The following is a 21,892-nucleotide window of genomic DNA, read 5'->3' on the forward strand; positions in this document are numbered from 1 at the left end:
TGCGGCGCCCTTCGGACGCGGCCTATGCTGGTCGGCGGAGATCTCGCCTCCGCCGGCCGGCCCGCGCACCCCGACCATGCCGGAGCCGCCGGTCGGGTCGCCGGAGCCGCCCCGTCCGTTCGCTATCTCGTCAGGAGCCCGTCCGACATGACCCAGTCACCCGCCGTGCGCGTCACCGGTCCCTCCGGTGCGGTCCGCATCGGCGAGCGCGCCGCCCGCACGCTCGTCAGCGAGTTCGCCCGGCGTAACGACCCGAAGGCCGGCCTGCTGGTCGGCGCGACCCCGGAGTCCGCGGTGCTGGCCGCCGCGATCGAGGCGCTGCTCCCCGGCGACCGGCTCACCGTGGTGCCCGCGGAGGGCGCCGCGGCGGCCGCGCTGCGCGAACACGTGACCGCACAGGGCCGCTGGGTCGCCGACCGGGTACGCGTGGTCGACACCCTCGCCGAGGCCGACGCCGCCGCGGTGGTGGTCGTCGCCGAGCCGTTCACCGGCACCGCGGACGAGGCGCGCACCGCGATCGACGGGCTGGCGAAGTACCTCGCCGAGGGCGCGGTGCTGAGCGTCGCCGCGCCGCTGTTCCGCACCGAGGGCGCCGACGGCGAGTTGGACCGGCAGGGCGTGCTGCACGGCGTCCGCAGCGACCTGGTGCTGCGCAACACCCCGCCGGTACGGGTGCACCACCTGCGGTTCGCTCCGGCGCCGGTCGCGCTCGCGGCCTCGCTGTCCCCGGCGTACCGGCCGTCGAGCGTGCCGCTGACCCGGGGCATGCACATCGACTCGAACGGGGTGGCCGCGGCCGGCATCACGCTCGGCCTGGCCGCCCTGGCCCGGGCCGCCCGGCCGAAGTCGAAGCTCTGGCTGCTGCCGGCGCTGGCCGCCGCGCCGGTGGCCGCGTTCTTCCGGGACCCGGAGCGGGACGTGCCGGAGGACCCGTCGGCGGTGGTCGCCTCGGCGGACGGTCAGGTGCTGTCCGTGCAGCGCCTCCAGGACGAACGCTTCGGTGACGGCGAGTGGCTGCGGATCGCGGTCTTCCTGTCGGTGCTGGACGTGCACGTCAACCGCGCCCCGGTGGCCGGCAAGGTGGTCGACTACTTCGTCGCCGACGGCGGATTCGTCAACGCCATGAAGCCGGACGCCGAGCACAACGCGGCGGCGTACACGGTGCTGGACACCGACCACGGCACCGTCGTGGTGGCGCAGCGCACCGGGCTGATCGCCCGCCGGATCGTGCAGCGGGCACCCGTCGGGTCGCTGCTGGCCCGGGGCGAGCGATTCGGCCTGATCCGGTTCGGCTCGCGTACCGACGTCTACCTGCCGGCCGACGCCGCGGACCCGCTCGTCGGGCCGGGCGACAAGGTGGTCGGCGGCGCGACGGTGATCGCCCGCTGGCGCTGACAGCCGCCGGACACGCAAAAGGGGCGCCGCTGCAGCGGCGCCCCTTTTGTGTCGTTGTCGGGTCAGGCGGTACGGCGCTGGTGCAGCCAGAGCAGCGGCCCGCTGACCAGGTAGCCCACCACCACGAGGGCGAAGGTGAGCCGGATGTCGATGAGCGCGCCGACCACCGGGGCCAGCCAGAGCCACGGCGGCAGCTTCAGCAGCCGGGCCAGCTTGGCGTACGGGAAGCTGGACACCATGGCGAAGGCGAGCAGTGCCACGCCGGCCACCATGACCAGGCCGGAGACCGGTACGCCGATGGCCACGGTCAGGGCCAGCACGGCGGCCGCCATCGTGGTCGGCACGCCGCAGAAGAAGCGGCCGTCCTTCGGCGAGACGTTGAACCGGGCGAGCCGGATCGCGGCGCACGCGGCGACGAGCGCGCAGGAGACCGCGGCGGCGGCCGGGGGCACCGAACCGGCGAGCGAGGCGTAGACCACGACCGGCGCGGCGAGGCCGAACGAGCACATGTCGGCGAGCGAGTCCATCTGCGCGCCGAACGGGCTGGCCACACCGAGCTTGCGGGCCAGCGCGCCGTCGAGGCCGTCGAACGCGACGCACGCGATCAGGCAGATCGCGGCGATCTGCACGTCACCGCGCATGGCCAGGAAGATGGCCAGCATGCCGAGCATGAGGCTGCTCAGCGTGCACGCGTTGACGAGCGCGAACTTGGCCCGCCGGGCAGCGGTGCGCTCACCCGGCAGGAGCGGGATCGCCATCGCCGGAGACTCGTCGTCGACCGGGGCGGCCGGCGCGAGCGCCGGGCTGATCGGGCGCATGGTCTCGATGTCGGTGTCGAGCCGGCCGTAGCGCAGGCGCTGGCGGTCGGCGTAACGGTGGTCGGGGGTGACCCGGTCGGTCCCCGAGACGGTCGCGCCGTCCCGGCGGCCCACTCGGACCAGCAGCACCTGGCGGGCGAACGTACTGCTGCGGCGCAACCTGCCCGCCCAGCGACGCCCTGCGGGGCGCGGACTGTCAGTCGTACGACGCCGGCGCCATGGGGCTCTCGGCACGTTTCCTCCATCACCGGATCGGCTTGCCGCCCACGGTGGGGCGGGTGTCCGGCTGTCTCGTGCCGGACCTTTCGGGTCCGGCAGCCCTTTTGCGGAGTACACCATTGCACAGGGGACCAGGGCTTGGCGATAGCTGCCGGCGGTACTTATATCTCCCTTAACCGCGCGAACCGCCCATTCATTCCCACCTCGGGGCTCAACGCCCGTTTTCGTCGGTCGGCCCTACTCCTGACTGTACCGGAGGTCAACCAGGGCGGCTCGGCGAGCGATTCAGCTCACCCGCCGGCCGGTGGCGCGGGCGGCGACGTCGGTCATCGGCAGGCCCGCTACCTGCTCCGGCGCGAACCAGGCGGCCCGCGCGGTGGAGCCGCCGGCCAGCTCGGTCACCACCGCGTCGGTCGGCGCGTCCACGCGTACCCGGTAGATCACCCGGACGCCGTGCCAGTCCAGCGGGCGGCCCTCCGGGCCGAGCGCGGCCGGGTTGTGCAGGTTGTCCACGGCGATCAGGTCGACCACCCGGCCCAGCTGTCCGGCCTCCTCGACCAGCTCGCGCAGCAGCCCGGCGGCCGGCTGCTCGCCGTGGTCGGTGCCGCCCCCGGGCAGGTGCCAGCGACCCGCGCCCGGATACCCGTCGGCGATCATGGTCAGCAGCACCCGGTCGGCGGGGTCGGTGACCAGTCCGTACGCGGCGAAGCGCTGCCGCCGGTCGGCGGAGCGCCCGGCCGGGTCGACGGGCAGTCCTCGGGGCAGGCCGGCCGGCAGCGGCGTCACCGGCAGGCCGAGCAGTTCGGCGGTGAACACCATCAGCGGGAGGCTCGCGGCCTCCTGCGGGGTGAACCAGCCCACCTCGTCGGTGCCGCCGGCCGGCTCGGGCCGCAGCCGCCCGCCCCGCTCCTCGACCTCGAAGATCAACCGGTCGGTGTGCAGCGCGATCCCCAGGTCGGCGAACGCGGCCACGTCGGCCACCGCGGCCCGGATCGCGCCGGGCGCGACGGTCAGCCCGGTCTCCTCGGCGAACTCGCGGACCACCGCGTCGGCCGGGTGCTCCGCGTGCTCGACGCTGCCGCCGGGCAGCTGCCACACCCCCGGGTACGGGCACTTCGCCGAGCCGCGTGCCAGCAGCACCCGCCCGTCGGAGTCCCGCAGCACCCCGTAGGCCCCGACCCGCCGCCGCTGTTCCACCCGCACCACTCCCCCGCACCCGAGCGCCCCACTCCGTCGATCATGAGGTTAGCGGTACCGAGGCGGGCATTTCCCGCCGTCAACCTCATGATCGCCGGGTGGGGCGCTCGGGGGTGCGGGTCAGAGAAGGTGGGCGGCCTGGACTGCCTCGGCCGTCACCTCGGTGAGGCGGTCGGTGGGAAGGGCGCCGAGTTCGTCGCGGCGGAACCAGCGGGCCTCGCAGGTGGAGCCGCCGACGTCGGCCACGGTGGGTGGCGCGGGCTGGTCGACGACCACCCGATAGAAGGCGCGTACGCCGTGCCAGTCGATCGGGTAGCCCTCCGGGCCGAGCGAGGCGGCGTCCCGGTGGCTGGCCACCCCGAGCAGTTCGACCAGGCGGCCGGTCTGGCCGGTCTCCTCGACCAGTTCCCGGATCAGCGCCGCACCCGGCTGCTCGCCGTAGTCGGTGCCGCCGCCGGGCAGGTGCCAGCAGCCGGCGCCCGGGTAGCCGTCGGAAACCCGGGTCAGCAGGACGCGCTCGTCCGGGTCGGTCACCACCGCGTACGCGGCGAAGCGCTGCGCCCGGTGCAGCCCGTCCGGGCCGGGGACGGCGTAGAACGAGGGGAACTCGGGCACCTCCTCCGGCACGATGTCGTCGGTGGAGGTGGGCAGGCCCAGGGCACGTGCGGTGAACGACCGCAGCGGAAGCTCCCGGGCCTCGTCAAGGGTGAACCAGCGGGCCAGGTCGGTCGGCCGGTCGACCCGATCGGTGAGCGTCCCGCCACGGACCGACACGGTGTAGAGGAGCCGGTCGGTGTGGATCGTGATGCGCCGCTCGGGTAGCGCCCGCATGTCGGCGAGCACGTCCTGGAGGCCGGCGACCGCCACCGAGAGCCCGGTCTCGGCCGCGGTCTCCCGGACGACTGTGTGTTTGGGGTCCTCACCGTGGTCGACCGCTCCTCCGGGGAGCGACCAGGTGCCGGGGGTGCCGGAGCGCTCCGATGCGCGGACCAGCAACACTCGGCCGTTTGAATCAGCACAAACTGCGTATGCCGCGATCCTGCGGAGCGGCTCCAGCGAGGTGGTCACGGGAGCAAATTCTCCCCGGAGCGGGTTACCGACATCGAAAAGAGTCGGATTCCTGACTCTTGGCTGGCGCCTCAGGGACGGATCAGGGTAACCGTCCGGGCGGTCACCGAGGTCGACCGCCGCAGCGCGCGGGACCGTTGACACATGACCTTCCCGAACCCCTCCCAGGCCCCGTACAAACAGCTCCGCCGACCTGTCAGCGACCGCATGATCGCCGGTGTGGCGAGCGGCCTCGGCCGCTACTTCGCCGCCGACCCCACACTGATCCGGGTGATCTTCGCGACCGCCACGGTGCTCACCGGCGGGCTCGCCGCGCTCGCGTACCCGATCATGTGGTTCCTGATGCCCGAAGAGCCGGCCGGCGCGCCCGCCTGGCCGCACCCGCCGGGCACCGCGCCCGGGTGGCCGCCGGTCCCGCCGGCGGCACCGGTCCCGCCGGCTACCCCGCAGCCCGGGGCCGGACCGCAGACGCCGCCCGCGGCCTGAGCGGCGTCACTCCCACTCGATGGTGCCCGGCGGCTTGCTCGTGACGTCCAGGACGACGCGGTTGACCTCGGCGACCTCGTTGGTGATCCGGGTGGAGATCCGGGCCACCACGTCGTAGGGCAGCCGGGACCAGTCGGCGGTCATCGCGTCCTCGCTGGAGACCGGGCGCAGCACCACCGGGTGACCGTAGGTGCGCCCGTCGCCCTGTACCCCCACGCTGCGGACGTCGGCCAGCAGCACCACCGGGAACTGCCAGACGCCCCGGTCCAGGCCGGCCGTGGTCAGCTCCTGCCGGGCGATCAGGTCGGCCTTGCGGAGCACGGCGAGGCGCTCCTCGTCGACCGCGCCGATGATCCGGATGGCCAGGCCCGGACCCGGGAACGGGTGCCGCCAGACCATCGCCTCGGGCAGTCCCAGCTCCAGGCCGATCGTGCGGACCTCGTCCTTGAACAGCGTGCGCAGCGGCTCGACCAGGGAGAACTTGAGGTCCTCGGGCAGGCCGCCGACGTTGTGGTGGCTCTTGATGTTGGCGGTGCCGGTGCCGCCGCCGGACTCCACCACGTCCGGGTAGAGCGTGCCCTGCACGAGGAATTCCACGTCGCCGTGCGCGGCGATCTCCCGGGCGGCGGCCTCGAAGACCCGGATGAACTCCCGGCCGATAATCTTGCGCTTCTGCTCCGGGTCGGTCACCCCGGCGAGCGCGCCGAGGAACCGCTCCCGGGCGTCGACCACCTTGAGCTTGATGCCGGTCGCCGCCACGTAGTCCTTCTCGACCTGCTCGGCCTCACCGGCCCGCAGCAGGCCGTGGTCGACGAACACGCAGGTGAGCTGGTCACCGACGGCGCGGTGCACGAGCGCCGCGGCGACCGCCGAGTCGACGCCGCCGGAGAGGCCGCAGATGACCTCCTTGTCGCCCACCTGCTCCCGGATCCGGGCGACCTGCTCGTCGATGATGTTCGACGGCGTCCAGGTCGGTGCGATGCCGGCGATGTCGTACAGGAAGCGGGTGAGCATCTCCTGGCCGTGCGCGGTGTGCCCGACCTCGGGGTGGAACTGCACACCGGCGCGGCGGCCCGCCAGGTCCTCGAAGGCGGCCACCGGGGCGCCCGCCGACTCGGCGGTGACGGTGAAGCCCTCCGGCGCCTCGGTGACGCAGTCGCCGTGGCTCATCCAGACCGGCAGGTCGGCCGGGAGGTCACGCAGCAGCACGCCGGGCTCGGTCAGGCGCGGGCGCAGCGGGGTGCCGCCGTACTCGCGGTTGCCGGTGCGCGAGACGGTGCCGCCGAGGACCTGGGCCATGGCCTGGAAGCCGTAGCAGATGCCGAAGACCGGTACGCCGGTCTCGAACATCCCGGCGTCGATCTGCGGGGCGCCCGGCGCGTAGACGCTCGACGGGCCACCGGACAGGATGATCGCGGCCGGGTTCTTCGCCAGCATCTCGGACACCGGCATGGAATGCGGGACGATCTCCGAGTAGACCTTCGCCTCGCGGACACGGCGCGCGATGAGCTGGGCGTACTGGGCTCCGAAGTCCACCACGAGGACGGGGCGAGGCGTGCTCATGTGCGCAAAGCCTACCGACAGTCACCGGGCCGCCGGACGCGCCCCGGCGGTGTGGCGGGGTGAATGTGTCAACAAGGGGCCCTTCCTCTACCGGAGGCGTTAAGAAGGGGCCCTTCCTTTCACCGCAGGGCGGCGGGGGCGTGCGGGGGGACGGCCGGGCGCCGCGGCGGGACCGGCTCGACCCGGGTGTACGCCGACCCGAGCGCCGGGCGTGGGTCCGCCTCGCCCTTGTTCGGCCAGTACGACATGGCCCGCTCGGCCTGCGCGGTGATCGTCAGCGACGGGTTGACGCCCATGTTCGCCGAGACCGCCGCGCCGTCCACCACGTGCAGCCCCGGGTGGCCGTACACCCGGTGCCAGGGGTCGATCACGCCCTCGTCCGGGGTGGCGCCGATGACCGCGCCGCCGAGGATGTGCGCGGTCACCGGAATGTTGAACGGCTCGGTGACCGCACCGCCCGGGGTGCCGCCGATCTCCTCGGCGAGCAGCCGGGCCGCCGTGTTGCCGGCCGGGATCCAGGTCGGGTGGGGCGCGCCGTGGCCGGGGCCGGAGACCAGCCGGCCCCGGCGGTAGCGGGTGGTCAGCGAGTTGTCGACCGACTGCATGACGAGCGCGATAACGGTGCGCTCGGACCACCGGCGCACGGACAGCATCCGCGCCGCCAGCACGGGCTGCCGGACGATGCTGCCCAGCCAGCGCCGGACGCGGCGGGGACCCCCGTCGACGAGCAGCGACTGGAGCAGGCCCATCGCGTTGGAGCCCTTGCCGTAGCGGACCGGCTCGATGTGGGTCTGCGGGTCGGGGTGGAACGAGCTGGTGATCGCCACCCCCTCGGTGAAGTCGAGGCCGCGCCGCCGGGCCGCGCCGGGCGCCACCGAGGCGCCGAGGATGGCCTCGGAGTTGGTCCGGGTCAGCTCGCCCAGCCGGGGCGAGAGCGCCGGCAGCGCGCCGGTCGCCTTCATGCCGTGCAGCAGCCGCTGGGTGCCGAGCGCGCCGGCGGCGAAGACCACCTGGTCGGCGTGGATCACCTCGCGCCGCTTGCGCAGCCACGCGCCGGTGCGTTCGGTGTGCACCGCGTACCCGCCGGCCGGGTCGGGGCGGACCGCTGTGACAGTGGTCAGCGGGTGCACCTGCACGCCGAGCCGCTCGGCCAGCCAGAGGTAGTTCTTCACCAGCGTGTTCTTGGCGCCGTGCCGGCAGCCGGTCATGCACGACCCGCAGTGGCTGCACCCGGTGCGGTCCGGTCCGGCCCCGCCGAAGTAGGGGTCGGCGACCCGCTCGCCGGGGCGCCCGATGTGCACCCCGACCGGGGTCGGGTGGTAGGTGTGCGCGACCCCCATCCGCTCGGCCACCGCGCGGACGGCCTGGTCCGCCCGGGTGTCGATCGGGTACGTGGTGACGCCGAGCATCCGCTTCGCCTGGTCGTAGTGGCGGGCCAGCTCGTCGCGCCAGTCGGTGATGTCCCGCCACTGCGGGTCGGCGTAGAACGCGTCGAGCGGCTCGTAGAGCGTGTTCGCGTAGACGAGCGACCCGCCGCCCACCCCGGCGCCGGAGAGCACCAGCACGCCGCCGCCGGCCTTGCGGTCGGCCGAGCGCAGCAGCGTGATCCGCTGGAGCCCGAAGCAGCCGAGCCGGGGCGCCCAGAGGAACCGTCGCGCCCGCCAGGACGTACGCGGGAACTCGTCGTCGGCGAAGCGCCGTCCCGCCTCCAGGACGCCCACCGTGTAGCCCTTCTCGGCCAGTCGGAGCGCGGTGACGCTGCCGCCGAACCCGGAACCGATGACGAGCACGTCGTAACGCATGAACGCATCATTACCGACCGGTAGCTATGGCGCCAGCGAGTGTTTTTCGCAGATCATGCAGAGCGCTCGATTCGCCGGGATTCCCGCCGCTGCAACCTTTGGCATCCCCTGGCGCGTCGAATTCCACGGGGAGGCACGAACGTGACGAGACGACGCCTGCTGGGCCTGGCCGCACTGGTGGCGGCGCTGCTGGTGGCCACCGGAGCGGTGGTGACCACCCGGCTGGTGTCCGGGCGCCCGTCCGCCCCGGCCGCCGCACCGAGCACCGCGCCGCCGGCCTCCCCCACACCCGCCCCGACCACCGCCAGCCCGACGCCGCCGCCCGGCGCCGACCTGAAGGGCCCGCTCAACCTGCTGCTCGTCGGCGTGGACACCCGGGTCAGCATCCCCGGCTGGGAGCCGCACGCCGACGCGGTGCTGCTGCTGCACGTACCGGCCGGGCTGGACAAGGCGTACCTGTTCTCGCTGCCCCGCGACCTGGTGGTGGACATCCCCGCCTACCCGAAGGCCCGCTACCCGGGCGGCCGGACCAAGCTCACCCACGCGATGAGCTACGGCAGCCGGGTGCCGGGCGACAAGGCCAACCCCAGCACCGCCCAGGGGTACGAGCTGCTGCGCACCACCGTCTCCCGCTACACCGGGCTGCGCATCGACGCCGGGGCGGTGATCACGTTCGGCGGTTTCGACAAGCTGGTGGACACGCTCGGCGGGGTGGACCTCTACGTCGACCAGCAGGTCGCCTCCCGGCACCGCCGCCCGGACGGCACCATGCGGACGCTGACCGGCGGCGGATACGTCGGGCCGCAGATGGTCTACCGGAAGGGCACCCGGCACCTGACCGGCTGGCAGGCGCTGGACTACGCGCGGCAGCGCTACACCGCCGGCGGCGACTACACCCGGCAGCGGCACCAGCAGCAACTGCTCCGGGCACTGGCCCGCAAGATCCTCGACCAGGGCACCGCCCGCGACCCGCAGCGGGTCGAGCAGGTGGTGGCCGCGCTGGGCAAGACCCTGGTGTACGCCGGGGGCGGCCGGAAGTTGATCGACTTCGCGTACGCCCTGGGTGGTATCCCGGCCGACCGGCTCACCCTCGTCGTGCTGCCCGGCGCCGGGGTGAGCAGCGGCGGCGCCTACCGGGGTGAGCAGCTCAAGCCGCTCGGCCGCGACTTCCTCACCGCGCTGCGCGGCGGGCGGGCCGACGCGTTCCTGGCCGCCCACCCGTCGCTGCGCGTCAAGAACTGACCCACTACAGCGACTTGGGGGCGGGCGGGCGCTCGGTGCCGTACAGCCACGGGTCGAAGACCTTCGCCAGCTTCTTGCCGGAGATCCGCTCGGCCAGCGCCACGAAGTCGGCGGTGGTGGCGTTGCCGTTCTTCCGCTCCGCCGCCCAGGTGCGCAGGACGGTGAAGAACGCGGTGTCACCCACCGCCACCCGCAGCGCGTGCACAGTCATCCCGCCCCGGTCGTAGACCGAGCGGCTGAACAGGTTCGCCACGCCCGGCTTGCCCGGGGGCGTACGCCACACCTGCCCGCCGGCGTTGGCGTACTTCTGCTCGAACGTCCGCTGCACCGTGGTGGAGCCGCTGTGCTCGGCCCACAGCCACTCGGCGTACGTGGCGAGCCCCTCGTTGAGCCAGATGTCCTGCCAGCGCTGGATCGACACGCTGTTGCCGTACCACTGGTGGGCCAGTTCGTGCGCGACCACACCGGTGTTGTCGCCCTGCCGGAAGAAGCTCGCCGAGTAGACCGGCCGGCTCTGCGTCTCCAACGCGTACCGGATCCGCTCGTCGTCGATCACCACGCCGCCGTACGCCTCGAACGGGTACGGCCCGAAGACGCTCTCCAGGTAGTCGGCGACCTCGATCGTGCGCGCGATGGACCGGTCCGGCGCGCCCTCCGCCACCTGGGTGGTGACCGCGTTGTAGACCGGTCGTCCCTTGTGCTCCCCGGTGGTGACCCGGAACTTCCCGATCGCCACGGTGGTCAGGTAACTGGCCGTCGGGGCGGTCTCCGACCACTTCCAGGTGGTCCAGGCGCCGCTTGTCGTCTTCCCCTTCGGCACGCCGTTGGAGACCGCCGTCAGTCCCTTCGGGACGGTGATCTCCATGTCGTAGGTGGCCTTGTCCGACGGGTGGTCGTTGACCGGGAACCAGGTGCTCGCCGACTCCGGCTGACCGAGCGCGATCGCCCCGTCGGTGGTGTGCAGCCAGCCGCCCTCGCCCAGCGACTCGGTACGCAGCGGCTCCGGCCGGCCGTCGTACCGGATCTCGGCGGTGAACCCGTTGCCGGAGGTCAGCCCGATCTCCGGGGTGATCACCAGTTCGTCGTCGGTGCGGCTGTGCCGGGCGGCGGTGCCGTCCACGGTGACCGAGCGGACGGTCAGCCCGGCCAGGTCCAGGTTGAACGCGGACAGATTGGCGGTTGCCGTGGCCCGCAGCGTGGTGGTGCCGCTGAGCTTGTCCGTCTCCGGGTCGTAGCGCACCTTCACGGTGTAGTGGGCGACGTCGTACCCGCCGTTGCCGTAGCTCGGGAAGTACGGATCCCCGGCCCCGGCGGCACCCGGCGCGAAGGTTCGCGAGGCGGCCGGCGTGGGCGTGGTGGGTGACGCGGGACCGGGGTCCGGGTCGCCCGAACCGCAACCTGCGACCAGCAGCGTGCCGCAGGTCAGCAACCCGAGCCGTCGTCGTGCGCCGCGCCGCGTCATCGCCTCGATCCCTCCCGCGCCGTTCGGCGGCCCCGCCCATGGGCCGCCCCGACCGCGGCAGCCTACCCAGCGGCGGTCACGCGTGCGTCACGGCAGTCCCGGCGGCGTACCACCGACCAGCCAGGCGTCCAGCAGCGCCCGCAGCGGGCGGCCCGACGTGCGTTCGGCGTACCCGACGAAGTCCGCGGTGGTGACGTTGCCGTCGCGGTGCTGCGCCAACCAGCCGCGCAGCACGCGGTAGAACGTCTCGTCGCCCACGGCGCGGCGCAGCGCGTGCACCGCGAGCGCACCCCGCTGGTAGACCGCGTCGCCGAACATCCCGGCCCGGCCCGGGTCGACTGTGGGCCTGGACCAGTCGGTGGCCGCGTAGCGCTCCGCGAAGGTCTGCGCCACCGTCCGCCCGCCGTCGTGCTCGGCCCAGAGCCATTCGGCGTACGTGGCGAAGCCCTCGTTGAGCCAGATGTCGCTCCACCGGGCCACCGAGACGCTGTCGCCGAACCACTGGTGGGCCAGCTCGTGCGCGACCACCTCGGTGTTCGGCCGGTCGCCCCGGAAGAAGCCCGGCCCGTAGACCGGCCGGCTCTGCGTCTCCAGCGCGTACCGGATCCGCTCGTCGGCGACCACGACACCGCCGTACGCCTCGAACGGATACGGCCCGAAGCGCGCGGCCAGGAAGTCGGCGATCTCGCCGGTGCGGGCCACCGACGCGGCGGCCGGACCGTCCGGCGGCAGCGCCGCCGCGACGGCGGTGACCAGCGGCTTCCCGGCGTGGGTGCCGCTGCTGACCCGGTAGTCGCCGATCACCAGCGTGCTCAGGTAGCTGGCCATCGGCGCGCGTTCCGCCCAGCGCCAGGTGGTCCAGCCGCCGCTGGACGTCTTGCCCCGCGGCACGCCGTTGGACAGCGCGGCGAGGCCGTCCGGCACGGTGACCGCGAGGTCGTAGGTGGCCTTGTCCGACGGGTGGTCGTTCACCGGATACCACGTGCTCGCCGACTCGGGCTGGCCGAGCGCTATCGCACCGTCCGGTGTGGCGTGGAAGCCGCCGTCGCCGAGTTCGGCGTTGGGCAGCGGTTTCGGCACCCCGCCGTACGTCACCTCGACGGTGAACCGCTTCCCCGACGGCAGCCCGCGCGGCGGGGTGACGATCAGCTCGGCACCGTCGTGGCGGTGCTTCGCCGCCTCCCCGTCCACCCGCACCCGCTCGACGTCCAGCCCGGCCAGGTCGAGCTGGAACCGGGACAGCGCCCGAGTGGCGGTGACGGTCAGCGTCGCGGTGCCGGTGAGCTTGTCGCCGGCCGGGTCGTAGCGCACGTCCAGCGCATAGTGGCCCACGTCGTAGCCGCCGTTGCCGGCTCCCGGCACGTACGGGTCACCGGCGTCCGCCGCGCCCGGCCGGAACCCGTTGTCGTCGTCACCGCCGATGCAGCCGCCCAGCGCGAGCGCCGCCGCCACCAGCCCTGCCGCCCAGACCCGCCGCCGTCTCACCCGGCGAGCCTAGACGCGCGACGGCGCGGGCGGGGCCGGAACACGTCCGCGCCGCCGCCCGCGCCGTCACGCGGTGCTCAGCCGGTGCTCAGCGGTCGAGGACCAGCCCGACCTTCTGAAACTCCTTCAGGTCGCGGTAGCCGCACTTGGCCATCGCGCGGCGCAGGCCGCCGAAGAGGTTGAGCTGGCCGTCCGGCTCGTCGGCCGGGCCGAACAGCAGCTTCTCCATCGAGCCGAGCGGCTCGCCGGCCACCTCGAACGCACCACGGGGCAGCGACGGGTGGCTGGCCGCGGAGTGCCACCAGGCACCGCCGGCCGGAGCCTCCTCGCACAGCGACAGCGGCTCGCCGAGCATCACCGCGTCCGCGCCGCAGCCGAGCGCCTTGGCGATGTCGCCGGAGGTCTGCATGTCGCCGTCGGCGATGAGGTGCACGTACCGGCCGCCGGTCTCGTCGAGGTAGTCGCGGCGGGCCGCGGCGGCGTCGGCGATGGCGGTGGCCATCGGCACCCGGATGCCGAGCACCGACTCCGTGGTCGACCAGTCGTCGCCGCCGATGCCCACGATCACGCCGGCCGCGCCGGTACGCATCAGGTGCAGCGCGGTCTTGTAGTCGGTGCAGCCGCCGACGACGACAGGCAGGTCCAGGTCGGCGATGAACTCCTTGAGGTTCAGCGGCTCGTCGGTGGTGGAGACGTGCTCGGCCGAGACGAGCGTGCCCTGGATGACCAGGATGTCCACACCGGCGTCCAGGATCACCGGGGCCAGCGCCAGGGTGTGCTGCGGGGAGACCCGCACCGCCACCGTCCCGCCGCCCTCGCGCAGCTCGCGCACCCGCTCGGCGATCAGGTCGGGACGGATCGGCTCGGCGTAGACCTCCTGGAGGCGCTTGGTCGCCCGCGCGTCCTCGCCGAGCCCGGCCAGCTCCTCCAGGATCTTGGCCGGGTTCTCGTACCGGGTCCAGAGGCCCTCGACGTTGAGTACGCCGAGGCCGCCGAGCTGACCGAGCCGGACCGCCGAGGCCGGGCTCATGGTCGCGTCGGAGGGGTGCGCGACGCACGGGATGCCGAACTGGTACGCGTCGAGCTGCCACGCGGTGGAGACGTCGTCGACGTCCCGGGTGCGGCGGCTCGGCACGATGGCGATGTCGTCCAGGTGGTAGCCGCGCTGCGCGGTCTTGCCCAGCCCGATCTCGACCACGTCACGCATGGGGGACTCCAGGTGGTTGGGGGTGGTGGGTCAGCGGGAGTGGTAGTTGGGCGCCTCGACGGTCATCTGGATGTCGTGCGGGTGGCTCTCCTTGAGCCCGGCCGCGGTGATCCGGATGAGCTGGCCACGCCGGTGCAGCTCCGGGATGCTCTCCGCGCCCACGTACCCCATCGCGGCGCGCAGCCCGCCGATGAGCTGGTGGGCGACGGCGGACAGCGGCCCCCGGTAGGGCACCTGGCCCTCGACGCCCTCCGGGACCAGCTTGTCCTCGGCGAGCACGTCCTGCTGGAAGTAGCGGTCCTTGGAGTAGGACTTGCCCTGGCCGCGCGACTGCATCGCGCCGAGCGAGCCCATCCCCCGGTACGCCTTGTACTGCTTGCCGTTGATGAAGATCAGCTCGCCGGGGCTCTCCTCGCAGCCGGCCAGCAGGCTGCCGAGCATCACCGTGTCCGCGCCCGCGACGAGCGCCTTGGCGATGTCGCCGGAGTATTGGATGCCGCCATCGCCGATCACCGGCACGCCGGCCGGGCGGGCGGCACGGGCCGCCTCCATGATCGCGGTGATCTGCGGTACGCCGACCCCGGCGACGATCCGGGTGGTGCAGATGGCGCCCGGGCCGACGCCCACCTTGACGCCGTCCGCGCCGGCCTCGACGAGCGCCTTCGCGCCCGCGTACGTGGCGATGTTGCCGCCCACGATGTCGATGGTGACGTCCCGCTTGAGCCGGGCGACCATCTCCAGCACGGCGCGCTGGTGACCGTGCGCGGTGTCCACGATGACGACGTCCACGCCCGCGTCGACGAGGGCACGGGCCCGCTTGTAGCCGTCCTCGCCCACGCCGACGGCGGCGGCGACCCGGAGCCGGCCCGCGTCGTCCTTGGTGGCGTTCGGGTACTGCTCGCTCTTGGTGAAGTCCTTGACCGTGATCAGGCCGCGCAGCTTGCCGCCCGCGTCCACGATCGGCAGCTTCTCGATCTTGTGCTGGCGCAGCAGGCCGAGCGCGTCGTCCTTGCTCACGCCGACCGGCGCGGTGATCAGCGGGGTGCGGGTCATGATCTCGCGCACCGGCGTGGCCGGGTCGGAGACGAACCGCATGTCGCGGTTGGTGACGATGCCGACCAGCTGGCCCTGGCCGTCCACGACCGGGACGCCGGAGATGCGGTAGCGCCCGCAGAGCGCGTCGACCTCGCGCAGCGTGTCCTCCGGGCTGGCGGTCACCGGGTTGGTGATCATGCCGGACTCGGAGCGCTTCACCAGGTCGACCTGGAGCGCCTGGTCCTCGACGGAGAGGTTGCGGTGCAGCACGCCGATGCCGCCCTGGCGGGCCATGGCGATCGCCATCCGCGCCTCGGTGACCGTGTCCATCGCGCTGGACAGCAGCGGCACGGTCAGCTCGATGTTGCGGGTGAGGCGGGTGCGGGTGTTGACGCGGCTGGGCACGACGTCCGACTCGCCCGGCTGGAGCAGCACGTCGTCGAAGGTCAGCCCGAGCGGCACCACGCGGGCCGAACCGGCCGGCAGCTCGGGCAGATGGCCACCCAGCTCCCCGCCGTCGGCGCCGGCCGGAATCTCGGTGCTGGGCGAATTCTCCACGATTGCTCCCCTGAGCTGGTCGAACGGGCTGCAGCGAGGCGGCGCGCGGGGGCACCGGCAGGCGCCGGGTGACGGCGCGTCGCCTCATCGTACCCACCTACCCGTCCGCGCCCGGGCAGCGGCGGGCCCGAGGGTAGGCCGGGCCACAGCACGGGCTGGGGCGGGCTTTCCGGCGGCTCGGGGTCTACGGTGAGGGGGTGCACGACGAGCCCATCGACCCGTTCAACGGCGACCCGGCCGATCCGGCTGCCGGCCTGCACGATCCCGGCGACGACGACGCGCTCGACCCGCTGACCGAGGTCGAGCGTCAGGACGTCCTGGAGGATCTCGCCGATCTGGAGATCTACCAGGCGTTGCTCCAGCCGATCGGCGTGCGCGGCCTGGTGATCGAGTGCGAGGACTGCCGCGAGCCGCACTACTTCGACTGGGACCTGCTGCGCGGCAACCTGCGCCACCTGCTCAACTCGGGGCGCCCCCGGGTGCACGAACCGGCCTACGACCCCGACCCGGACCACTACGTGAGCTGGGACTACGCCCGCGGCTACGCCGACGGCGTGCACGACACGCTCACCGAGGGCACCGACGACACCGCGCAGGAGTGATCCCCGCGCGGGTCAGGCCACCAGGCCGGCCCGGAATCCGGCCGCCACGGCGTGCGCCCGGTCGCGCGCGCCGAGCTTGCGGAACAGCCGCCGGGCGTGCGTCTTGACCGTGTCCTCGGAGACGAACAGCTCCCGTCCGATCTCCGCGTTGCTCTTGCCCTCGGCCATGCCGAGCAGCACCTGAAGCTCCCGCTCGGTCAGCCCGATCGCGCTGCGCGGCGCCCGCGCCGGCCGCTGGGCCGCACCGGCCCGGGGTGCCTCCGCGCCGTCGGCCGCCGCCGGGTCGTCCGGGTCCTCACCCCGCTGCACCGGCACCACTGTGGGCAGGCCCGCCGCGTCCACCGGCGCCGTCGCCGGCCAGCCGGGCCCACCCTGGGTACGCCCCGCCGACCGGGTCGGTCCGCCCACCGCCGCCGCGTCCCGGGCGGTGTCCGCCACCCGGTGCCTGTTGCTCCGCCCGGGGGCGGAGAGCAGCAGCAGCGCCTTGGCCACCGCGCTGGTCAGGTCGTGGTCGGCGTTCTGGATCAGGCCGCGCGCACCGGCGCTGATGGTGGCCGCCGCCGACTCCGACTCCTCGGCGCCGAGCAGCAGCACCGCGGCCTGCGGGGCGCGGGCCAGCACCCGCCGGACGAAGCCGGCGCTGTCCGGGCGGGTCAGCGCGGTGTCGGCGAGCACCACGTCCACCGGACGCTCGGCGAGCCGCAACATCACCTCCGGGTCGGAGACGGCCGTCCGGACGACGCCGGACAGCCCGAGCCGCGCCGCCGCGGAGGTCAGATGCTGGGCCGCCAATGGTGTCCGAACGCACACAAGAACACTACGCACAGTGGTCTCCTCTCCGACTCAGAGCAGACCATGCGGAGGTGGGGTCGGGAGGGGGTTCCGGGCAATCATCCGAACTTTTCCGACAGATGGGGCATATGCCGCCGAGTGTCCGAGGTTTTCGATCACAGATGTGTGAGGCGCGGACCGCTCGGGTACCGAGGGGTTCATCCGGAACCGGCATCCCGCGCGGACCGCCGCCCGGTAGCTGGCAACGAACATTCTCCGCGGTGCCGCGCGGGAGGAGGGGTGCTGATGTCGAACGTACGTAGGCTGCCTGGACCGATCGACGAGCTCTGGGACTGGCAGCGGCTCGGAGCCTGCCGTGGCCGCGACAGCGCGCAGTTCTTCCACCCGGACGGCGAGCGCGGCTCCTCCCGGATGCGCCGCGAGACGAGCGCCAAGTCGGTCTGCCGCGCCTGCCCGGTACGCGCCGAGTGCGCCGCCCACGCGCTCTCCGTGCGCGAGCCGTACGGCGTCTGGGGCGGGTTCAGCGAGTCCGAGCGGCTGCGGCTGCTCGCACTCGGCTGGGAGGACCTGGCCGACCGCCGGCAGACCCGGGTGGACATCGCCCGGCTGGAGGCGCGCCTCGGCCGGCCGCACAACACCGCCGTGCCGGACCAGCGCAAGGTCGCCTGACCCGGTTCACGATCCTCGACGCCGCGCCCCGGACCCCGGGGCGCGGCGTCGTGTCGTGGCCCCGGGGGCATCCGCCGGCCATCCGTTTCGAATACCAGGATCAGCGTTCCAGTCGCTAGGACACCCGTAGATCTTGAAAGCTTTACGCCCCTATAGGGGCCGTTTCCTACCAAGATCTCTTGCAGAGGCGCCGAGGAGCGGGGACACGGCCCGACTCAGGAGGGGTGCGGTCAGCGGGTCAGGCGACTGTGACCCTGACCGTGTGCCATCCCGTTGCACCGTCGGGGGCGACCGGGGCGCGCTGTTCCGTCTGCGTCTCGCCCGTGGTGTCGGTCGCCCGCACCTGGAGCGTGTGCTCGCCCGGTGTCGCGTCCCACCGCCAGGACCACTGCACCCAGGTGTCCGCCGACACGGCAGGTGCCAGTGTCGCCTCCTGCCAGGGGCCGCCGTCGACGCGTACCTCGACACGGCCGATGCCGCGATGCTGCGCCCACGCCACACCGGCCACCGTCACCGGCCCGGCCGACGGGCGGCTGCGGGGCCGGGGCGTGTCGATCCGGGACTGCGTCTTGATCGGGCCCTGCGCGGACCAGCCGCGCGGCACCCAGTACGCGTCGAAGTCGGCGAAGCTGGTCAGCTCCAGCTCGGTGAGCCACTTGCAGGCCGACACGTACCCGTAGAGGCCGGGCACCACCATCCGCACCGGGAAGCCGTGCCGGATCGGCAGCGGCTCGCCGTTCATGCCGACCGCGAGCAGCGCGTCCCGCCCGTCGCGCAGCACCGATGTCGGCGTGCCGCAGGTCCAGCCGTCGACCGCGCGCCCCACCACCTGGTCCGCGCCGTCGGCCGGGTCGGCCTCGTCGAGCAGTTCCTTGATCGGTACGCCGAGCCAGCGCGCGTTGCCGATCAGGTCGCCGCCCACCTCGTTCGAGACGCAGGCGAGCGTCACGTACCGCTCGACCATCGGGCGGGCCAGCAGGTCGTCGAAGCTCAGCTCGATCGGGTTACGCACCCGCCCGTGGATCCGCAGCCGCCACGTCACCGGGTCCACCTGCGGCACCACAAGCGCCGTGTCGATCCGGTAGAACTCCCGGTTCGGCGTCACGTACGGCGCGAGCCGGGGCAGCGACAGGTCCGCTCCGGCCGGCACCTGCGGGGCGGGCGCGGCCGAGGCGGGCAGCGTCACCGCCTCCCGGGCCGCCGACACGCCACGCCGTCCGGCCAGCCAGTGCCCGCCCAGCCCGGCCACCGCCGCCGTTCCGGCCAGCAGCCCGGCGCCACGCAGGAACCGCCGACGCGACTCCGCGTCGTCGTCGTGCCGGACCGGCTCCCACCCGCCCGGCGCGTCTCCTTCGCGGGCCAGCGCGGCAACCGCCGGAGGCGGCGCGGACGACGGCTCGCCGTCCGCCGGGTCCGCCCCGGCGTGCTTCGCCGGATCGGCCTCGGCCGGATCGCGTCGCACGGCGTCGGTCCGGTCGCGCCCGGCCCGCCCCCGGGCCGGGTCGTCGCTCAGCGGACCGGCCACGAACGCCCACAGCGTCAGCGCGCCCAGTGCGCCCCCGACCAGCGAGGGCAGCGCGTCGAACGCGTCAGCGCCGGCCCGGGTCGACGCGGCGGCGACGCCGAGCACTGTGAACGCGGCGACGCCGGTCAGGCCGATCGCCAGGCGCCGGACCGCCGCCAGGCCGAGCAGCGCCCCGACGGCGGCCAGCAGCAGCGCCGTACCGACCAGCAGGGCGATCTTGTCGTACGTGCCGAAGACGTCGATGGCGAACTGCTTGAGCGGCTCGGGCACCAGGTCCACGACGAGTCCGCCGACGGCGACGAGCGGAGCGGACCGGGGACCGGTCAGGACCGCCACGGGTTCGGCGGTGCCGAGTGCCACCACGGCGGCGACGACACCGGCCAGCGCCGCGCGGCGGCGGGAAAGGGTGCTCACGGCATCCAGTCTGGTCGCCCCGCGGGGCCGGCTGCCAATCTCGTCAGCGATCCGTAAGGACATACGCGTCAGGGCACACCACCGGGTCGGCGGTGTGCCCTGACGTCGGGCGTACTCCTCGGGTTAGAAGCCCGGGCCGTGCTGGTGGCCGTGGCCGTGCGAGTGGCCGTGCCCACCGGCGGCCGGTTCCGGCTCGGCCGGCTTCTCCACCACGAGGCTCTCGGTGGTGAGCAGCAGGCCGGCGATCGACGCGGCGTTGCTGACCGCGTTGCGGGTCACCTTCACCGGGTCGATGATGCCGGACTTGGCCAGGTCGACGTACTCGCCGGTGGCGGCGTCGAGGCCGTGGCCCCAGTCCTGGCCGACGACCTTCTGCACCACCACGTAGCCGTCGTGGCCGGCGTTCTGGGCGATCCAGCGCAGCGGCTCGACGAGCGCCTTGCGCACGATCGAGACACCGACCTTCTCGTCACCGGTGAAGCCCAGGTCGTCGTCGAGCGCCGGCAGGATCTGGGCCAGGGCAGCGCCGCCGCCCGGGACCGTACCCTCCTCGACCGCGGCCTTGGTCGCGGCGATGGCGTCCTCGATGCGGTGCTTTCGCTCCTTCATCTCGACCTCGGTGGCCGCGCCGACCTTGATCACGGCGATGCCGCCGGAGAGCTTCGCCAGCCGCTCGGCCAGCTTCTCCCGGTCCCAGTCGGAGTCGGAGGCCTCGATCTCCTTGCGGATCTGCGCGACCCGGTCGGCGACCTCGGCGGCCTGCCCGCCACCGTCGACGACGGTGGTGTTCTCCTTGTCGACCACGACGCGGCGGGCGGTGCCGAGCACCTCCAGGCCGACCTGGTCGAGCTTGTAGCCCAGCTCCGGGGCGACCAGCTCGGCACCGGTCAGGATCGCCATGTCCTGGAGCATCGCCTTGCGGCGGTCGCCGAAGCCGGGGGCCTTGACCGCGCAGACCTTGACGGTCTTGCGCAGTGCGTTGACCACGAGCGTGGACAGGGCCTGACCCTCGACGTCCTCGGCGACGATGAGCAGCGGCTTGTTGTTCTGGAGAACCTTCTCCAGCAGCGGCAGCAGCTCCTCGATCGCCGAGATCTTCTGGGTGGTGATCAGGATGTACGGGTCCTCCAGGACCGCCTCCTGCGCCTCCAGGTCGGTGACGAAGTTCGGCGAGATGAAGCCCTTGTCGAACTGGAGACCCTCGGTCACCTCCAGCTCGGTGACGAGCGCGGAGCCCTCCTCGACGGTGATGACGCCGTCGCGGCCGACCTTCTCCATCGCCTCGGCGATCAGCTCGCCGATGGCGGCGTCCTGCGCGGAGACGGTCGCGACGTGCGCGATGGACTCCTTGCCGGCCACCTCGACGGCCTTGCCGAGCAGCGCCTCGGAGACCTTGGCGGCCGCCGCGTCGATGCCCCGCTTCAGGCCGGTCGGGTTGGTGCCGGCGGCCACGTTGCGCAGGCCCTCGCGGACCATCGCCTGGGCCAGCACGGTGGCGGTGGTGGTCCCGTCGCCGGCGACGTCGTTGGTCTTGGTCGCCACCTCCTTGACCAGCTGCGCGCCGAGGTTCTCGTACGGGTTGGTGAGCTCGATCTCCTTGGCGATGGTCACGCCGTCGTTGGTGATCGTGGGCGCACCGAACTTCTTGTCCAGGACGACGTTGCGCCCGCGCGGGCCGAGGGTGACCTTCACCGCGTCCGCGAGGGCGTTGACACCGTGCTCGAGCAGGTGCCGGGCGTCGTCCGAGAAGCTGAGGATCTTCGCCATCAGTATCCCTTCGAAGCGACGTTGCCCCGGCCCGGCGAGCCGGACCGGGGCAACGACACTGATCGGTTGCTTACTTCTCGATGACCGCGAGGACGTCGCGGGCGGAGAGCACCAGGTACTCCTCGCCGGCGTACTTGACCTCGGTGCCGCCGTACTTCGAGTAGAGGACGGTGTCGCCGACCTTCACGTCGATCGGCACGCGGTTGCCCTTGTCGTCGATCCGGCCCGGGCCGACAGCGAGGACGGTGCCCTCCTGCGGCTTCTCCTTGGCGGTGTCGGGGATCACGATGCCCGAGGCGGTGGTGGTCTCGGCCTCGTTCGCCTGGACCACGATGCGGTCCTCGAGCGGCTTGATCGCAACCTTGGTCGCGGTAGTCACGGGCATACCCTCCCGGGTACTTGGTGTCGTTGCCGGCCGGCACGCCGACCAGCGTCAATCTGCCACATGCCACCGGGCGGGGCCGTCGTCGCGGGTGCCGGTCCGCCTGGCGCTCAACCCCCGGGCACGAGGCTCGGGCGTTGGCACCCTCAGGGTGAGAGTGCTAATCGCAGGTTATTCCTCGGCTAGCACTCCGTCAAGGAGAGT

17 protein-coding genes and 2 pseudogenes are annotated in these 21,892 nt (G+C 73.1%); 5 read left to right on the forward strand and 14 right to left on the reverse strand.

The window, feature by feature from the left end; translation table 11 throughout:
- Nucleotides 1–147 precede the first annotated feature (147 nt).
- Complete coding sequence (locus tag ACQP26_RS26370; protein WP_433494265.1) at nucleotides 148–1,395, forward strand: phosphatidylserine decarboxylase; 1,248 nt, start codon at nucleotides 148–150, stop codon at nucleotides 1,393–1,395.
- Between the two features lie 62 nt (nucleotides 1,396–1,457).
- On the opposite strand, the gene ACQP26_RS26375 is transcribed toward ACQP26_RS26370, so the two are convergent.
- The 3 genes from ACQP26_RS26375 to ACQP26_RS26385 all read right to left on the reverse strand — a co-directional run bounded on the left by ACQP26_RS26375 (nucleotide 1,458) and on the right by ACQP26_RS26385 (nucleotide 4,697).
- Nucleotides 1,458–2,372, reverse strand: a complete 915-nt coding sequence (locus ACQP26_RS26375) for a CDP-alcohol phosphatidyltransferase family protein (protein WP_433494266.1) — start codon at nucleotides 2,370–2,372, stop codon at nucleotides 1,458–1,460.
- A 345-nt stretch (nucleotides 2,373–2,717) separates the two neighbouring features.
- Complete coding sequence (locus ACQP26_RS26380) at nucleotides 2,718–3,629, reverse strand: NUDIX hydrolase (protein WP_433494267.1); 912 nt, start codon at nucleotides 3,627–3,629, stop codon at nucleotides 2,718–2,720.
- A 120-nt stretch (nucleotides 3,630–3,749) separates the two neighbouring features.
- Complete coding sequence (locus ACQP26_RS26385; protein WP_269704075.1) at nucleotides 3,750–4,697, reverse strand: NUDIX hydrolase; 948 nt, start codon at nucleotides 4,695–4,697, stop codon at nucleotides 3,750–3,752.
- Between the two features lie 144 nt (nucleotides 4,698–4,841).
- Between ACQP26_RS26385 and ACQP26_RS26390 the strand changes: the two genes are divergently transcribed.
- Nucleotides 4,842–5,183, forward strand: coding sequence for a PspC domain-containing protein (locus ACQP26_RS26390; protein ID WP_269704074.1), 342 nt, complete (start codon nucleotides 4,842–4,844; stop codon nucleotides 5,181–5,183).
- A 6-nt stretch (nucleotides 5,184–5,189) separates the two neighbouring features.
- Here the strand turns inward: ACQP26_RS26390 and guaA are convergent, their stop codons facing one another.
- Nucleotides 5,190–6,746, reverse strand: a complete 1,557-nt coding sequence (guaA, locus tag ACQP26_RS26395) for a glutamine-hydrolyzing GMP synthase (RefSeq protein ID WP_433494268.1) — start codon at nucleotides 6,744–6,746, stop codon at nucleotides 5,190–5,192.
- A gap of 119 nt (nucleotides 6,747–6,865) precedes the next feature.
- A complete protein-coding gene (locus tag ACQP26_RS26400) occupies nucleotides 6,866–8,548 on the reverse strand; it encodes an FAD-dependent oxidoreductase (RefSeq protein ID WP_433494269.1) in 1,683 nt (560 codons plus the stop codon).
- Nucleotides 8,549–8,689: 141 nt separating this feature from the next.
- Here ACQP26_RS26400 and ACQP26_RS26405 point away from each other — a divergent pair, with 141 nt between their 5' ends.
- Nucleotides 8,690–9,790, forward strand: a complete 1,101-nt coding sequence (locus ACQP26_RS26405; RefSeq protein ID WP_269704071.1) for an LCP family protein — start codon at nucleotides 8,690–8,692, stop codon at nucleotides 9,788–9,790.
- A gap of 4 nt (nucleotides 9,791–9,794) precedes the next feature.
- Here the strand turns inward: ACQP26_RS26405 and ACQP26_RS26410 are convergent, their stop codons facing one another.
- The 4 genes from ACQP26_RS26410 to guaB form a co-directional block, all read right to left on the reverse strand.
- The gene (locus ACQP26_RS26410) at nucleotides 9,795–11,252 is read right to left on the reverse strand and encodes a M1 family metallopeptidase (protein ID WP_433494270.1); all 1,458 of its coding nucleotides are present in this window, start codon (nucleotides 11,250–11,252) and stop codon (nucleotides 9,795–9,797) included.
- A gap of 87 nt (nucleotides 11,253–11,339) precedes the next feature.
- Nucleotides 11,340–12,737 (reverse strand): M1 family metallopeptidase, encoded by a 1,398-nt coding sequence (locus ACQP26_RS26415; protein WP_433494271.1) that lies wholly within the window; start codon nucleotides 12,735–12,737, stop codon nucleotides 11,340–11,342.
- Between the two features lie 88 nt (nucleotides 12,738–12,825).
- A complete protein-coding gene (locus tag ACQP26_RS26420; RefSeq protein WP_013288539.1) occupies nucleotides 12,826–13,944 on the reverse strand; it encodes a GuaB3 family IMP dehydrogenase-related protein in 1,119 nt (372 codons plus the stop codon).
- Between the two features lie 30 nt (nucleotides 13,945–13,974).
- The gene (gene guaB, locus ACQP26_RS26425) at nucleotides 13,975–15,537 is read right to left on the reverse strand and encodes an IMP dehydrogenase (RefSeq protein WP_433494272.1); all 1,563 of its coding nucleotides are present in this window, start codon (nucleotides 15,535–15,537) and stop codon (nucleotides 13,975–13,977) included.
- Nucleotides 15,538–15,734: 197 nt separating this feature from the next.
- Here guaB and ACQP26_RS26430 point away from each other — a divergent pair, with 197 nt between their 5' ends.
- Nucleotides 15,735–16,139 (forward strand): DUF5319 domain-containing protein, encoded by a 405-nt coding sequence (locus ACQP26_RS26430; RefSeq protein ID WP_269704067.1) that lies wholly within the window; start codon nucleotides 15,735–15,737, stop codon nucleotides 16,137–16,139.
- Nucleotides 16,140–16,151: 12 nt separating this feature from the next.
- On the opposite strand, the gene ACQP26_RS26435 is transcribed toward ACQP26_RS26430, so the two are convergent.
- Nucleotides 16,152–16,964: a response regulator transcription factor gene (locus tag ACQP26_RS26435; RefSeq protein ID WP_269704066.1), complete on the reverse strand. Its 813-nt coding sequence runs from the start codon at nucleotides 16,962–16,964 to the stop codon at nucleotides 16,152–16,154.
- Between the two features lie 252 nt (nucleotides 16,965–17,216).
- Between ACQP26_RS26435 and ACQP26_RS26440 the strand changes: the two genes are divergently transcribed.
- The gene (locus ACQP26_RS26440) at nucleotides 17,217–17,600 is read left to right on the forward strand and encodes a WhiB family transcriptional regulator (protein WP_269704065.1); all 384 of its coding nucleotides are present in this window, start codon (nucleotides 17,217–17,219) and stop codon (nucleotides 17,598–17,600) included.
- Between the two features lie 238 nt (nucleotides 17,601–17,838).
- Here the strand turns inward: ACQP26_RS26440 and ACQP26_RS26445 are convergent.
- The 4 genes and pseudogenes from ACQP26_RS26445 to groES all read right to left on the reverse strand — a co-directional run.
- Nucleotides 17,839–18,906, reverse strand: a pseudogene (locus tag ACQP26_RS26445) (molybdopterin-dependent oxidoreductase); the annotation flags it as partial.
- Nucleotides 18,907–19,098: 192 nt separating this feature from the next.
- A pseudogene (locus ACQP26_RS26450) lies at nucleotides 19,099–19,539 on the reverse strand (molybdopterin-binding oxidoreductase); the annotation flags it as partial.
- A gap of 123 nt (nucleotides 19,540–19,662) precedes the next feature.
- The gene (groL, locus tag ACQP26_RS26455; RefSeq protein WP_269704063.1) at nucleotides 19,663–21,306 is read right to left on the reverse strand and encodes a chaperonin GroEL; all 1,644 of its coding nucleotides are present in this window, start codon (nucleotides 21,304–21,306) and stop codon (nucleotides 19,663–19,665) included.
- Nucleotides 21,307–21,376: 70 nt separating this feature from the next.
- On the reverse strand, nucleotides 21,377–21,691 hold the full coding sequence (gene groES / locus ACQP26_RS26460) for a co-chaperone GroES (RefSeq protein ID WP_018222648.1): 315 nt from the start codon (nucleotides 21,689–21,691) through the stop codon (nucleotides 21,377–21,379).
- Nucleotides 21,692–21,892 lie beyond the last annotated feature (201 nt).

Source organism: Micromonospora sp. CA-248089 (genome assembly GCF_050948515.1).
GTDB lineage: Bacteria > Actinomycetota > Actinomycetes > Mycobacteriales > Micromonosporaceae > Micromonospora.

What these genes read in the sequence shown, in the direction of transcription:
- ACQP26_RS26400 (WP_433494269.1), bottom strand. Translation starts at nt 8,548, where the DNA reads ATGCGTTACGACGTGCTCGTCATCGGTTCCGGGTTCGGCGGCAGCGTC.
- guaA (WP_433494268.1), bottom strand. Translation starts at nt 6,746, where the DNA reads ATGAGCACGCCTCGCCCCGTCCTCGTGGTGGACTTCGGAGCCCAGTAC.
- groES (WP_018222648.1), bottom strand. Translation starts at nt 21,691, where the DNA reads ATGCCCGTGACTACCGCGACCAAGGTTGCGATCAAGCCGCTCGAGGAC.
- groL (WP_269704063.1), bottom strand. Translation starts at nt 21,306, where the DNA reads ATGGCGAAGATCCTCAGCTTCTCGGACGACGCCCGGCACCTGCTCGAG.
- ACQP26_RS26440 (WP_269704065.1), top strand. Translation starts at nt 17,217, where the DNA reads ATGTCGAACGTACGTAGGCTGCCTGGACCGATCGACGAGCTCTGGGAC.
- ACQP26_RS26370 (WP_433494265.1), top strand. Translation starts at nt 148, where the DNA reads ATGACCCAGTCACCCGCCGTGCGCGTCACCGGTCCCTCCGGTGCGGTC.
- ACQP26_RS26420 (WP_013288539.1), bottom strand. Translation starts at nt 13,944, where the DNA reads ATGCGTGACGTGGTCGAGATCGGGCTGGGCAAGACCGCGCAGCGCGGC.
- ACQP26_RS26390 (WP_269704074.1), top strand. Translation starts at nt 4,842, where the DNA reads ATGACCTTCCCGAACCCCTCCCAGGCCCCGTACAAACAGCTCCGCCGA.
- ACQP26_RS26410 (WP_433494270.1), bottom strand. Translation starts at nt 11,252, where the DNA reads ATGACGCGGCGCGGCGCACGACGACGGCTCGGGTTGCTGACCTGCGGC.